Source organism: Nocardia sp. X0981 (genome assembly GCF_977089955.1).
The window spans coordinates 1,708,565-1,720,939 of sequence record NZ_OZ372435.1; the positions used below are offsets into that span (position 1 = coordinate 1,708,565).

The 12,375-nt window shown below is 67.9% G+C and carries 13 protein-coding genes; 7 read left to right on the plus strand and 6 right to left on the minus strand.

Going from position 1 to position 12,375, the window contains the following annotated elements:
- Window positions 1-75 precede the first annotated feature (75 nt).
- Both ACYR7D_RS07515 and ACYR7D_RS07520 read right to left on the minus strand, forming a co-directional pair.
- Window positions 76-750, minus strand: coding sequence for a Crp/Fnr family transcriptional regulator (locus ACYR7D_RS07515; protein WP_030524212.1), 675 nt, complete (start codon window positions 748-750; stop codon window positions 76-78).
- 155 nt (window positions 751-905) lie between these two features.
- Window positions 906-1,160 carry a hypothetical protein gene (locus ACYR7D_RS07520; protein ID WP_459548895.1) on the minus strand — a complete coding sequence of 85 codons (255 nt, stop codon included), beginning with the start codon at window positions 1,158-1,160 and terminating at the stop codon, window positions 906-908.
- A 244-nt stretch (window positions 1,161-1,404) separates the two neighbouring features.
- On the opposite strand from ACYR7D_RS07520, the gene nth reads away from it, so the two are divergent.
- The 4 genes from nth to ACYR7D_RS07540 all read left to right on the plus strand — a co-directional run bounded on the left by nth (window position 1,405) and on the right by ACYR7D_RS07540 (window position 4,688).
- Complete coding sequence (gene nth, locus ACYR7D_RS07525; protein WP_459550069.1) at window positions 1,405-2,085, plus strand: endonuclease III; 681 nt, start codon at window positions 1,405-1,407, stop codon at window positions 2,083-2,085.
- Window positions 2,082-2,729 (plus strand): TlpA family protein disulfide reductase, encoded by a 648-nt coding sequence (locus tag ACYR7D_RS07530; protein WP_459548896.1) that lies wholly within the window; start codon window positions 2,082-2,084, stop codon window positions 2,727-2,729. Before nth ends, ACYR7D_RS07530 begins: the two co-directional genes overlap by 4 nt.
- A 64-nt stretch (window positions 2,730-2,793) precedes the next feature.
- Window positions 2,794-3,498, plus strand: coding sequence for an NUDIX hydrolase (locus tag ACYR7D_RS07535; protein WP_459548897.1), 705 nt, complete (start codon window positions 2,794-2,796; stop codon window positions 3,496-3,498).
- Entirely contained in the window at window positions 3,495-4,688 is a 1,194-nt protein-coding gene (locus tag ACYR7D_RS07540) for a MarP family serine protease (RefSeq protein WP_459548898.1), read from the plus strand. The genes ACYR7D_RS07535 and ACYR7D_RS07540 overlap by 4 nt, the downstream gene beginning before the upstream one ends.
- Before the next feature lie 18 nt (window positions 4,689-4,706).
- On the opposite strand, the gene ACYR7D_RS07545 is transcribed toward ACYR7D_RS07540, so the two are convergent.
- The 4 genes from ACYR7D_RS07545 to acs are packed head-to-tail and all read right to left on the minus strand — an operon-like array spanning window position 4,707 to window position 8,552.
- Entirely contained in the window at window positions 4,707-5,675 is a 969-nt protein-coding gene (locus ACYR7D_RS07545; protein ID WP_459548899.1) for an alpha/beta fold hydrolase, read from the minus strand.
- Between the two features lie 49 nt (window positions 5,676-5,724).
- Window positions 5,725-6,225 carry a phage holin family protein gene (locus ACYR7D_RS07550; protein ID WP_459548900.1) on the minus strand — a complete coding sequence of 167 codons (501 nt, stop codon included), beginning with the start codon at window positions 6,223-6,225 and terminating at the stop codon, window positions 5,725-5,727.
- The gene (locus ACYR7D_RS07555; protein WP_459548901.1) at window positions 6,203-6,685 is read right to left on the minus strand and encodes a Na+/H+ antiporter NhaA; all 483 of its coding nucleotides are present in this window, start codon (window positions 6,683-6,685) and stop codon (window positions 6,203-6,205) included. The genes ACYR7D_RS07550 and ACYR7D_RS07555 overlap by 23 nt, the downstream gene beginning before the upstream one ends.
- On the minus strand, window positions 6,597-8,552 hold the full coding sequence (acs, locus tag ACYR7D_RS07560; protein ID WP_459548902.1) for an acetate--CoA ligase: 1,956 nt from the start codon (window positions 8,550-8,552) through the stop codon (window positions 6,597-6,599). The genes ACYR7D_RS07555 and acs overlap by 89 nt, the downstream gene beginning before the upstream one ends.
- Window positions 8,553-8,805: 253 nt before the next feature.
- Between acs and ACYR7D_RS07565 the strand changes: the two genes are divergently transcribed.
- The 3 genes from ACYR7D_RS07565 to ACYR7D_RS07575 are packed head-to-tail and all read left to right on the plus strand — an operon-like array spanning window position 8,806 to window position 12,363.
- Window positions 8,806-10,419, plus strand: a complete 1,614-nt coding sequence (locus ACYR7D_RS07565) for a peptide ABC transporter substrate-binding protein (RefSeq protein WP_459548903.1) — start codon at window positions 8,806-8,808, stop codon at window positions 10,417-10,419.
- Between the two features lie 40 nt (window positions 10,420-10,459).
- Window positions 10,460-11,386 (plus strand): ABC transporter permease, encoded by a 927-nt coding sequence (locus ACYR7D_RS07570; protein WP_459548904.1) that lies wholly within the window; start codon window positions 10,460-10,462, stop codon window positions 11,384-11,386.
- 14 nt (window positions 11,387-11,400) lie between these two features.
- A complete protein-coding gene (locus ACYR7D_RS07575) occupies window positions 11,401-12,363 on the plus strand; it encodes an ABC transporter permease (protein ID WP_459548905.1) in 963 nt (320 codons plus the stop codon).
- Window positions 12,364-12,375 lie beyond the last annotated feature (12 nt).

A 12,375-nucleotide genomic window follows, 5' to 3' on the forward strand; every position in this document is an offset into this window, starting at 1 on the left:
CGGCCGCCGTTCTCCGGGGCCGGTGGGCACCGACGGCGTCGCCGCCGCGGTGTCCGCCGGCTCACGGCCGGGTTGTCAGCGGGCGCGGCGGGCCAGCCGCTCGGAGTCGGAGATCAGCACGCTCTTGCCCTCGAGACGCAGCCAGCCGCGATGGGCGAAATCGGCGAGCGCCTTGTTGACCGTTTCCCGGGAGGCGCCGACCAGCTGGGCGATCTCCTCCTGGGTGAGATCGTGGGTGACCCGCAGCGCACCGGCCTCCTGCGTACCGAAACGCTGGGCGAGCTGCAGCAGTGCCTTGGCGACCCGGCCCGGAACATCGGTGAAGATGAGGTCCGCCAGGTTGTTGTTGGTGCGCCGCAGCCGGCGGGCCAGAACCCGCAGCAGCTGCTCGGCGATCTCCGGCCGCTGGTCGATCCAGGATTTGAGCGCGTCCCGGTCCATGGTGACGGCGCGGACCTCGGTCACCGTGGTGGCGGTGGAGGTACGCGGGCCCGGATCGAAGATGGAGAGCTCACCGAACATATCCGACGGACCCATGATGGTCAGCAGGTTCTCCCGGCCGTCCGGGGAGCGCCGTCCCAGCTTCACCTTCCCGGACGTGATGATGTACAGCCGATCACCCGGTTCGCCCTCGTTGAAGATGACGTGGCCGCGAGGGAAATCCACGGGCTGCAGCTGTTTGGCGAGCGCAGCCACCGCGGTGGGCTCAACGCCTTGGAAGATGCCTGCTCTGGCGAGGGCCTCGTCCACGAATGTGCTCCTTAGGGAAACGGCTGTAGTCGTCGGCGGACCGAAGCGGTTCGGCCGACAGTGCAGTCTACGCGGCCTCGACGGCACGCAGTGACAGACACCACGTAACGAAGGTTAACCGGGCGTGGCCCGGTGCGGCGGAGCGGCCGCGCACCTCAGCTCGCACGAGCGATATCGAGGGACTCCCCGGCCTCCTCGCTGCGATTGCGCCGTCGGCGCATACGCGCGACCGCCGCCGGTAGGCCGAGCTTGGTCAGCTCGTTGACCTCGGCGTTGCTTGCCTTGTCCAGGTAGGCCTGGACTTCCTCGTCGGGCTCGAGAAGTTTGCGAAGCCGGTTCTCCACTCGCTCCATGCCGAGGGCGAACAGCATCAACACCACTGGGAAGAGCACCACAGCGAGTCCTTGCATGCCGGGTAGTAAACACGGTCGAGGTCTCAGATGGAATACGGGAGTAGAACTGACAAGGCAACGTTGTCGAACGGTTCCGTATGGTGGACGGGTGCGTATCTCCCCCTCCGAAACCGCCGGAAGCGATCTTTCCGGCCCCGCCGAGGCAGCTCCCGAGCGCCCGGTGACGGGTGGGGCCCGTAAGCGGAAAACCGGTTCCCGACCGGCGGAAACTCGTTTGGGTCTGGTGCGGCGCGCCCGCCGGATGAACCGGATTCTGGCGAAGGCATTTCCCGACGCGCATTGCGAGTTGGATTTCGGTAATCCGCTGGAACTCGCGGTGGCCACGATCCTCTCCGCGCAGTGCACGGATGTGCGAGTGAATATGACCACTCCCGCGTTGTTCGCCGCCTATCCGGACGCCCGCGCGTACGCCGAGGCCAACCGTGCGGAGCTGGAAGAACTCATCCGTCCCACGGGGTTCTACCGCAACAAGGCGAATTCCCTCATCGGCCTCGGGCGGGCACTTCTCGAGGAATACGACGGTGAATTACCTCACACAATGGCCGAGTTGGTCCGTTTGCCCGGGATCGGCCGCAAGACCGCGAATGTCATTTTGGGTAACGCGTTCGGAATTCCGGGTATCACCGTCGATACCCATTTCGGCCGGTTGGTGCGTCGGTGGGGATGGACCACCGAGGAGGATCCGGTAAAAGTCGAGCACGCAATCGGTGCGCTTATCGAGCGCAAGGAGTGGACCATGCTGTCCCACCGGGTGATCTTCCACGGTCGCCGGGTCTGTCATGCCCGGAAACCGGCGTGCGGGGTGTGCGTACTGGCCAAGGACTGCCCGTCGTTCGGCGCCGGACCCGTCGATCCGGATACGGCCGCCGCACTGGTGAAGGGCCCCGAGGCGGCGCATCTGCTCGAACTGGTGGGCCGGTGAGCCGAATACCGAATTCTTGGAAATGGGCGTTGACGGCGGTGATCGTGGCCTTGGCGGCCGCTGTCGCTCTCTGGCCGCGCGGCGGTTCCGATACCGCCGGCCCCGGGGGCGCGCCACCGGCCCGGGAGATCGCTCCCGCTCTGCGCGCGGCCTCGGGTGCGGCGGATTGCCCGGCCGGGACCGCCGCGTCCGCCGGTCCGCTGGCGGACCTGGTACTGACCTGCCTGTCGAACGGCGCACCCGCGGCACCCGGCCGGACCGGGCGGCCCACGGTGCTGAACCTGTGGGCGTACTGGTGTGAACCCTGCCGGACCGAGCTGCCGCTGTTCCAGGAATATGCCGACCGCGCCGGATCGGCGGTCCGGGTGCTCACCGTGCACAGCGACCCCGACGAGGCGAAGGCGCTCTCGTTGCTGGCGGCGCTGAACGACGATCTGCGCGCCCGGCAACGCCCGCAACTGCGGCTGCCCGGGCTACAGGACTCCGACGCCCGCGTCCGCGCGGCCGCGAACGCGCCGGCCGCCCTGCCGATCACCGTGCTGGTGCGTGCGGACGGTTCCATCGCCGACTATGTCGCCCGTCCGTTCCACGATGCCGATGAGATCGCCGCCGACGTGGCCGACGCGCTGGGAGTCCCCGTATGAGGCGGTACCTTCGCCTTCGCTCCGGTCTCCGCGGGCTGTGCGTAATCCCTCCGAGGGAGGCTCTATGAGCGAGGATCGGGTGCCGCCCTGGCTGAGCGGGGCGGCCGGGCCCGGCCGCCCCGATTTCTCCGACACCCTGGGCCGGGCCCGGGCGCTGCGCCGCACCCTGGCCGGAGAAGTGCGGCAGGCGGCTGTGCTGGTGCTGTTCGGTGGCGATCCGGACGGCGATCCGACCGCCCCGGGCGGGCTCCCCGCGGACGCGGAGGTGCTGCTGACCCAGCGCGCCTCCACCATGCGCCAGCATCGCGGACAGGTGGCCTTCCCCGGCGGCGCGGTGGACCCCGGCGACGCGGGCCCGATCGATACCGCGCTGCGGGAAGCGTGGGAAGAGACCGGACTGGACCACACCGGGGTGCAGCCGATCGCGACACTGCCCACCGTGTTCGTGCCCCCCTCGCGCTTCGATGTGACGCCGGTGGTCGCCTACTGGCGCGAACCCGGGGAGGTACGGGTGATGGACCGCGCGGAGACCGACCGCGTGGTGCGGGTGCCGATGTCGGAGCTGCTGGATCCGGCCAATCGTTTCCTGGTGCGCAGCGCTCTCGGATACCAGAGCCCGGCCTTCCAAGTGGACGGAATGTTGGTCTGGGGGCTCACCGGCGGCATACTGGCCGGGCTCGTGACTTCGCTGGGCTGGGAATCGGAATGGGACCGAACCGACGTGCGTGATCTGGAACAGGCGCTGGCCGCTGTGGGGATGGTGTTGTGAGTTCCTCGACGTGGCTGGATATCGCGGTTGTCATATTGGCGCTCCTGGCCGCCTCCTCCGGGTGGCGGCAGGGAGCGGTCGCGTCCGCGCTGGCCTTCCTCGGAGTGGTACTGGGCGCGGTGGCCGGAATCTTGATCGCCCCGCACATCCTGGTCCATATCGACGAGGGACGTAGCCGGGTTCTGGCCGGGGTGTTGCTCATCGTGCTGCTGGTCATCGTCGGCGAGGTGGCCGGTATGGTGCTCGGCCGCGCGGCCCGCAGCGGAATGCGGCATCCGTTCGCGCGCGGTGCCGACAGTGCGGTGGGCGCGGTGTTGCAGGCCGGCGCGGTACTGGTGACGGCCTGGCTGCTGGCGCTCCCGCTGGCGACCTCCACCCAGCCCGCGATCGCGGCCGCGATCAACGGGTCGCGGGTGCTCGCCGATGTCAACCGCGTGGCCCCGGACTGGTTGCGCAAACTACCCAACGAATTCTCCAGACTGCTCAACACTTCCGGGTTGCCGGATGTCATCGGGCCGTTCGGGCGCGCGCCCATCGCCGCGGTGGAACCGCCGGATCCCGGTGTGCTGGCCAGTCCGGTCGCCGGATCGCTCCAGCAGAGTGTGCTGCGTATCCGCGGGGTGGCGCCGAGCTGCCAGCGGGCGCTGGAAGGGTCCGGGTTCGTGATCGCACCGGAACGGGTGATGACCAACGCGCATGTGGTGGCCGGAACCACCAGTGTGACGGTGGATTCGGCGTTCGGGCCGCTGGATGCCACGGTGGTCGAATTCGATCCGTCGATGGATATCGCGGTGCTGGCCGTACCGGGTCTCACGGCGCCGGTGATCCCGCAGGCGCCGGAAGCGGCCACCTCGGGTGAAAGCGCCATCGTGCTCGGCTATCCCGGCGGCGGCCGGTACACCGCGAGCGCGGCCCGGGTCCGGGAGACCTTGGATCTGACCGGTCCCACCATCTACCGGGACGGGACGGTCGAACGTGAGGTGTACACGGTGCGCGGCCAGGTCCGCGCGGGCAATTCGGGCGGTCCGCTGGTCGACACCGAAGGCCAGGTCCTCGGTGTGGTGTTCGGTGCCGCGGTGACCGACGACGACACCGGTTATGTGCTCACGCTGAACGAGGTCCGGGAACGGATCGACGCCGCTGCCTCGTCCGCCGTGCCGGTCGGTACCGGTCCCTGCGTGTTGAGCTGAGGACGGTTCCGGATCCGGTCAGGCGTAGCGGTCCTGGTTCCGGCGGTCCTGCCCGGACAGGAGTTTCGCTATTTCGGCGGTGACCGCGTCCGGGTTCTCCTGATGCGCGAAATGTCCCGCGTTCCGGATGGTGACCACGCGGCGGTGCGGCGCGAGATACGGGGCGCGATGCACCGTGGCGGGCAGGATGTAGCGGTCGAATTCACCGCGCATCGAAACCACCGGAATATCGAGGGGTTTACGCATCACCGCGATGAAACGGCGGCCGTCCGGGCGCCACTGACTGCGGAACGCCCAGCGCTGGTATTCGAGACCGCAGTGGGCCGCTCCGGGAATCCGGATGGCCGAGCGCATCCGGTGTGCGGTTTCGGCGAATTCGGTCGTGTCCACCCAGGAAGGCGAACTACGCTGCCGCAATAGTTCGCTTGCGCCGGAACCGTCCTCGCGGGTGAGCAGATACTCGGGGTAGCGAGGTAATTGGGCGCGCAGGAAATTCGGCAGCCAGACCCGGCGCTGGGCGCTGTCGCGCAGTATCGAACTCTTCAACGCGGTGGGATGTGGTGAGGCGATCACCGCGATGGACCGCACCAGCCGCGGATGCAGGACCGCGGTCGCCCAGCAGGCCAGGCCGCCGTCGGCATGCCCGACCAGCGTGGCACTACTGTGGCCGAGCGCGCGGATCAGTCCGGCGATATCCCCGGCCAGAGTCCAGCCGTCGTAGCCGCGCGGCGGTTTGTCGCTGTCGCCGTAGCCGCGCAGATCCACCGCGACCGCGTGGTATCCGAGTTCGGCCAGCGCCGTGAGCTGATGCCGCCACGACCACCAGAAATCCGCGAACCCGTGCAGCAGTACCACCAGCGGCGCCGCCGGGTCGCCGGGTCCGGCGCTCGCCACATGCAGGCGTATTCCGTTGGCGTGCACATCGCGGTGAACCCAGGAACCGCCGTAGCGCACGCTGGACGGGTCCGGTGGAAAGTTCGACGCCACGCCGTCCGAGCGTAGTGAACACCGGGGCGGCGTGGTGTGCCGGACCCGTCTACCGGTGCGTGGTCTTCTCCAGCGCGCTCGGGTCGTCGTGGTTGCCGAACCCGGACGGCAGGACCGTACGGGTCTGCTTGAGCGAATCGATGGTCTTCTCGGGGGCGCGCAGACGCTTCACTTTGCGGTAGCCCAGGAACGCCAGCAGCGCGGTCACCAGAATCATGAACGCGAAGACGATCCAGAACGCGGCCCACCGGGTGAGCCAGACGTCCAGGGTTTCGGCGACGGCGAAAAAGAAGAAGAAACTGCTGAACAGCAGTACCGTCAGCGCGCCGATGAAGAAAACGCTGCCCTGCAGCCCCTTCTTGATCTCACCGGTTACTTCGGCTTTGGCCAGGGCGACTTCGGCGCGGACCAGAGTCGAGACCTGTTCGGTGGCGTCGCGGACCAGACTGCCGAAACTGGCCGATGCGTGCGGGTCGATCTCGGACAGTGGAATCGAGGTGACCATGCCGCCTCGCGCACCGTCTCCGTTACCGCCCTGTGTGACACTCACGTGGTCGACCCTCTCCCTGTCCCGATGCTGCTCGGTCTTGCTGTTCTGGTTCTAGCGCATCCGCGTCACGCCGTGCTCGGTGGACACGCCCACGCCGCAACAGTAGCGCCGAACCGGCCGGCGATGCGGCCGTGGAGGTCACCGGAACCGCGGCCCCGGCCGGTTGGGCGGAAGCGGGATGGTTCTCGCGCGCCGGTTCCGCCATGAGCAGGCTAACGGTGAACCCGATCGCGCCGAGCACCGACAGGGCGAACATATCGCGATAGTCGAGGTGCGCGGAATGTTCGGCGATTCCGGCCCGCGTCGTGAGCCGTCCGGTACGGCCCGGCCGCTCCGCCCCGGGCAGGTCCCGGCCGCGGAGCCGGTTCCGCTCAGTCCGAACGGCCGGCGCGAATGGCCTCGAAGACCTGCGGGTCCACCAGGGTGGAGGTATCGCCGAGTTCCCGGCCCTCCGCCACATCGCGCAGCAGGCGGCGCATGATCTTTCCGCTGCGGGTCTTGGGCAGTTCCGGTACCACATGGATCTCCCGCGGCCGGGCGATCGGGCTGATCTCCCGGGCCACTTCCGCCTCGAGCTCCTTCACCAGGTCCGCGCCGGTGTCGTTCGTCCCGGCGGCCAGGATGACGAATGCCACGATCCCCTGGCCGGTGGTCTCGTCGCTGGCACCGACCACCGCCGCCTCGGCTACACCGGAATGCCCGACCAGCGCCGATTCCACCTCGGCGGTGGAAATACGATGCCCGGACACGTTCATCACATCGTCCACCCGGCCCAGTACCCACAGATCGCCGTTGACGTCGAGCTTCGCCCCGTCACCGGCGAAGTACCAGCCCTGTTCGGCGAAACGCTCCCAATAGGTGGCCCGGTAGCGTTCCATATCGCCCCAGATACCACGCAGCATCGCCGGCCAGGGCTGATCCAGTACGAGGTAACCATTGGCCTCGGTCTCCCCGCGGCGCACCGGGTTGCCCTCTTCGTCCACCACAGCGGCCGAGATACCCGGCACGGGAGTCATGGCGGCACCCGGTTTCGTACTGGTGACACCGGGCAGCGGGGAGATCATGATGGCGCCGGTCTCGGTCTGCCACCAGGTGTCGACGATGGGCGCGGTGCCCGCACCGATCACCTCCCGGTACCAGCGCCAGGCCTCGGGATTGATCGGTTCGCCGACCGAGCCGAGCACCCGGATACTCGACAGGTCGTGCGCATCGGGGATCTGCCGTCCCCATTTCATGAAGGTGCGGACCAGCGTGGGCGCGGTGTAGTAGATCGTGACACCGTACTTCTCGATGATCTGCCAGTGCCGGTGCTCGTCGGGGAAGTTGGGGGTGCCCTCGTACAGCACCTGGGTGGCGCCGTTGGCCAGCGGACCGTAGACGATATAGCTGTGCCCGGTCACCCAGCCGACATCGGCGGTGCACCAGTAGACATCGGTTTCCGGTTTGTGATCGAAGACCACCCGGTGCGTGTAACTGGTCTGGGTGAGGTAGCCGCCGCTGGTGTGCAGGATGCCCTTGGGCTTACCGGTGGTGCCCGAGGTGTAGAGGATGAACAGCGGGTGCTCGGAGTCGAAGGCTTCGGCCTCGTGGACCGGATCCGCCGTCGCGACCGTTTCGTGCCACCACAGATCGCGGCCCTCGGTCCAGGGCACCTCGGTCCCGGTGCGGCGTACGACCAGCACGTGCTCCGCGCTCGAGGGCACATCGCCGTGCGCGAACAATGCCTCGTCGACGGCCTCCTTCAGGGGTGCGGCGTTACCGCGGCGCCACTGGCCGTCGGTGGTGATCACCAGCCGCGCCTGCGCATCGTCGATCCGCTGCCGCAGCGCGGTCGGTGAGAAGCCGGCGAAGACCAGGGAGTGCGGCAGGCCCAGCCGGGCGCAGGCCAGCATCGCCACGATCGTCTCCGGGATCATCGGCATATAGATGGCGACCCGGTCACCGGCCGTCAGCCCGAGCCCGGTCAGATAGTTGGCGGCCCGGCTCACCTCGGCGAGCAGATCCGCGTAGGTGATCGTGCGGGAATCGCCCGGCTCGCCCTCCCAGTGCAGCGCGACCTTGTCGCCGCGGCCTTCCAGCACATGGCGGTCCACACAGTTGTAGGCCACGTTCAGCCGGCCCCCGACGAACCATTTCGCCACCGGGGCGCCGGTCCAATCCAATACCTGGGACCAGCGCTGATGCCAGTGCAGCCGCTCGGCCTGCTCGGCCCAGAATCCCTCGCGGTCCTGCGCGGCACGCTCATAGATACCCGCATCCACATTCGCCGCGGCAGCGAACTCCGCACTCGGCGGGTAGGCGTCCGAGTGATCGGCGGTTTCGGTCATCTGTGTCACTTCCTTCGCGTTGCCTGCACCATAAGGGGCCACCTGTGACACTAATCGCTCGCCGAACGCCGCTGGGTGATCCCCGGACGAATGGCCGTCGGCGGCGGACGAACGGCCGCTGGGCGTCGGTGAACGGTCGGTCGCGGGTGGCCGGTGTTCACGAACCCGGCCGGATCTCTTCGCCGGGCCTATAGTCTGCAGACGACTTTGCGGGGTACCGGATGGGGACGAAGGCCAGGGAGCGGGGAGTGGTGTGAGGGGAACGTCATGGGCGTTACGCGCGATCGGTCTGGTGTTGATCCTCGCCGGCGCGACCGTGCTGCCCGCCTGCACGGTGACTCCGGCGCTCGGCGAATCGATCGCGGTCAACGGGACCGAACCGCAGAACCCGCTGGTGCCGTCGAACACCAACGAGAACGGCGGTGGCCGGATCGTCGATCGGCTGTTCGCGGGTCTGCGCCGGATCGGCGGGGACGGCAGTCTGCACGACGAGATGGCCGCCGCCATCGAGACCGACGATCAGCAGCACTACCGGATCAGGCTGGAACCCGGCTGGACCTTCAGTGACGGCTCGCCGGTCACCGCGCACTCGTTCGTCGACGCCTGGAACTACGGGGCCCTGGTCACCAACGCGCAGTTGCAGAGCTACGCCTACGCGCCGATCGCCGGGTTCGACGATGTCCAGGCCGACCCGCCGCGGGCGCGGACCATGTCGGGGCTGCGGGTCCTCGACGATCTCACCTTCACCGTCACCCTGAAGGCCCCCACCATCGACTTCCGGACCCGTCTCGCCTACGCCCCCTTCTATCCGCTCCCCGAGGTGGCCTTCGCGGATATGGAGGCGTTCGGGCGGCATCCGATCGGAAACGGGCCGTATCGATTCGCCGACGGCGACGCCTGGCAGCACGATGTGAAACTGGACCTGGTGCCCAACGAGCGCTACCGCGGTGGCCGCCCGGCTCGTAACAAGGGTCTGACCTTCGTGTTCTACTCCAGTTTCGATGCCGCCTACGCCGATCTGCTGGCGGGCAACCTGGATGTGCTCGATACGATCCCGTCCAGCGCCCTGACCGTGGTACACGCCGATCTGGGGGAGCGGGCGGTCGCCGCGCCCACCGCGCAGAGCCAATGGATCGGCACCCAGCCGGGGCTCCCGCATTTCGGTGGCGAGGAGGGCCGGTTGCGCCGCCACGCGATATCGATGGCGATCCACCGGCAGGCGATCGCGGACAAGATCTTTCGTGGTACGCGGGCGCCCGCCCGGGACTACACCTCCCGGGTGCTGCCCGGGTTCGACGGTGACCTGCCCGGTGCGCAGACGCTCGAGTACAACCCCGGCGAGGCGCGCCGCCTGTGGGCGAAGGCGAACGAGATCTCCCCGTGGAGCGGTCGTTTCGAGATCGCCTACAACGCCGACGGCGACCATCAGGCATGGGTGGACGCGGTGGCCAACAGCATCAAGAACACCCTCGGTATCGAAGCCGTCGGGGCCGCCTACCCGACCTTCAAACAGCTGCGCGACCAGATCACCACGCGCAGTGTCGGGAAGGCCTTCCGCTCCGGTTGGCAGGGTGACTACCCGACCATGCTGCAGTTCCTCGAACCCAGTTTCCTGGGCAACTCCGACACCAACGACTTCGACTATCACAACCCCGAATTCGACGCGCTGATCGCGGCGGCCGAAGCGGCGCCGACCGAGGCCGAATCCTGGGTGCTGGTGGGCCGGGCGCAAACCGTACTGCTGCACGATATGCCGACCATCCCCGTCTTCGACTACGTGAACTCGGCCGGGTACTCCGAACGGGTCCGCAATGTCACTTTCGGCTGGAACGGTCTCGCGGACTTCGAGAACATCGAGTTGATATGACCGCCGCCCACGAGTTTCCGCCCGAACCCGAGGAGTGCCCATGGCGTGGTACGTAGTGCGGCGACTACTGCAGATGGTCCCGGTTTTCTTCGGCGCGACCCTGCTCGTCTACTTCCTGATCTACAAGATCTCCGGCGGCTCGGTGGCCGCGCTGGCCGGTGACCGCGCCCTCACGCCGGCGCTGGAGGCGCAGCTGCGGGCGCGCTACCACCTGGACCGTTCCTTCCTGGTGCAGTACTTCTACTATTTGAAGGGCATCTTCACCTTCGACCTCGGAACCACCTTCTCGGGCCGTTCGGTGAAAGACGAACTCGGCCGCGCCTTCCCGATCACCTTCCGGCTGGCCTTCCTGGCGTTGCTGTTCGAAGCGGTACTGGGGGTGTTGTTCGGTGTGCTGGCCGGCTTGCGCAAGGGCAAACTGTTCGATTCGACCATGCTGGTACTGAGCCTGGTGGTGATCGCGGTACCGGTTTTCGTCCTCGGCTTCCTGGCTCAGTTCCTGCTGGGCGTCCGATGGGGGATCGCGCCGGTCACCGTCGGTGCCGACGCGAGCTGGAGCCGGTTGATCGTTCCGGCGCTGGTACTGGGCGCGCTGTCGTTCGCCTACGTGCTACGGCTGACCCGCAACGCCGTGGCGGAGAACCGGGACGCCGACTATGTGCGCACCGCGACGGCCAAGGGTCTGCCCCGGCACCGCGTGGTGACGGCACATATCCTGCGGAATTCGCTGATTCCCGTGGTCACCTTCCTCGGTGCCGACCTGGGAGCGCTCATGGGCGGGGCGATCGTCACGGAGGGCATCTTCAACATCCCCGGTGTCGGCGGCACCCTGTATCAGGCCGTGGTGCGGGGCGAGGCGCCGACGGTGGTTTCCTTCGTCACGGTGCTGATCGTGGTCTTCTTGCTCGCCAACCTCCTGGTGGACCTGCTGTACGCGGTACTCGACCCCCGGATTCGCTATGCCTGAACAGGAGTGCGGTCATGTCCGATGAGTTCCCGGCCGGCCCGAGCAGAGCGGGCCGGCAGCGCTGGGTGGCCCCGCCGGACGCGGTGACCGTGGAGGCCGCCGATCGGGTGCGGATCTCGGGCGCGCCGCGCGGATTCTGGGGCCAGGCCTGGCACGCGCTGCGGCGTAATCCGATATTCCTGATCGCGGTGACGCTGATAGCCCTGGTGCTGGTGGTGGCGGCCTTCCCCGCTCTGTTCACCGATCAGGATCCCCGCTACTGCGTGGTGGACAACAGTCTGCTGCCGCCGAGCTCGGCGCACTGGTTCGGCTTCGACCTGCAGGGCTGCGATATCTACGCCCGCACCATCTACGGGGCGCGCGCGTCGGTGCTCACCGGGGTCGGTGCGGCGCTGCTGTTCGTGCTCATCGGGGCGAGCCTGGGCGCGGTGGCCGGCTACTACGGCGGTCTGCTCGATTCGGTGATCTCCCGGCTCGCGGAGATCGTCTACGCCGTTCCACTCATGCTCGCCGCCATCGTGCTCATGCAGCTGTCCGAGGAACGCACCATCGGGCTGGTGATCGTCACCCTGGCGGCATTCACCTGGCCTCAGGCGGCGCGTATCGCCCGCGGCGCCGTGATCGCGGCGAAGCACAGTGAATACGTACTGGCCGCGCGGGCGTTGGGTGTTTCCCGCTTCGGCATCCTGGTGCGGCATGTGCTGCCCAACTCCCTGGGGCCGGTGATCGTGGTGACCGCCATCTGGCTGGGCGTCTTCATCGTCACCGAGGCGACATTGTCGTTCCTGGGTGTCGGCCTGCCACCCACCGAGGTGTCCTGGGGTGCGGATATCGCGACCGGACAGCAGCAGTTGCGGGGCGGCTCGCTGATCCTGTTCTATCCGGCCACCGCGCTCGCGCTCACCGTGCTCAGTTTCATCATGCTCGGCGATGCGCTGGGCGACGCCATCGACCCCAAGACCCGGAATGCGCGGTAGCCGGTGCCACCG

Excerpts from the sequence above, each read along its gene's own strand:
- ACYR7D_RS07520 (WP_459548895.1), bottom strand. The coding sequence starts at position 1,160 with ATGCAAGGACTCGCTGTGGTGCTCTTCCCAGTGGTGTTGATGCTGTTC.
- nth (WP_459550069.1), top strand. The coding sequence starts at position 1,405 with ATGAACCGGATTCTGGCGAAGGCATTTCCCGACGCGCATTGCGAGTTG.
- ACYR7D_RS07535 (WP_459548897.1), top strand. The coding sequence starts at position 2,794 with ATGAGCGAGGATCGGGTGCCGCCCTGGCTGAGCGGGGCGGCCGGGCCC.
- ACYR7D_RS07555 (WP_459548901.1), bottom strand. The coding sequence starts at position 6,685 with ATGTGGCGGAGGGCCGGGAACTCGGCGATACCTCCACCCTGGTGGACC.
- acs (WP_459548902.1), bottom strand. The coding sequence starts at position 8,552 with ATGACCGAAACCGCCGATCACTCGGACGCCTACCCGCCGAGTGCGGAG.
- ACYR7D_RS07570 (WP_459548904.1), top strand. The coding sequence starts at position 10,460 with ATGGCGTGGTACGTAGTGCGGCGACTACTGCAGATGGTCCCGGTTTTC.
- ACYR7D_RS07575 (WP_459548905.1), top strand. The coding sequence starts at position 11,401 with ATGTCCGATGAGTTCCCGGCCGGCCCGAGCAGAGCGGGCCGGCAGCGC.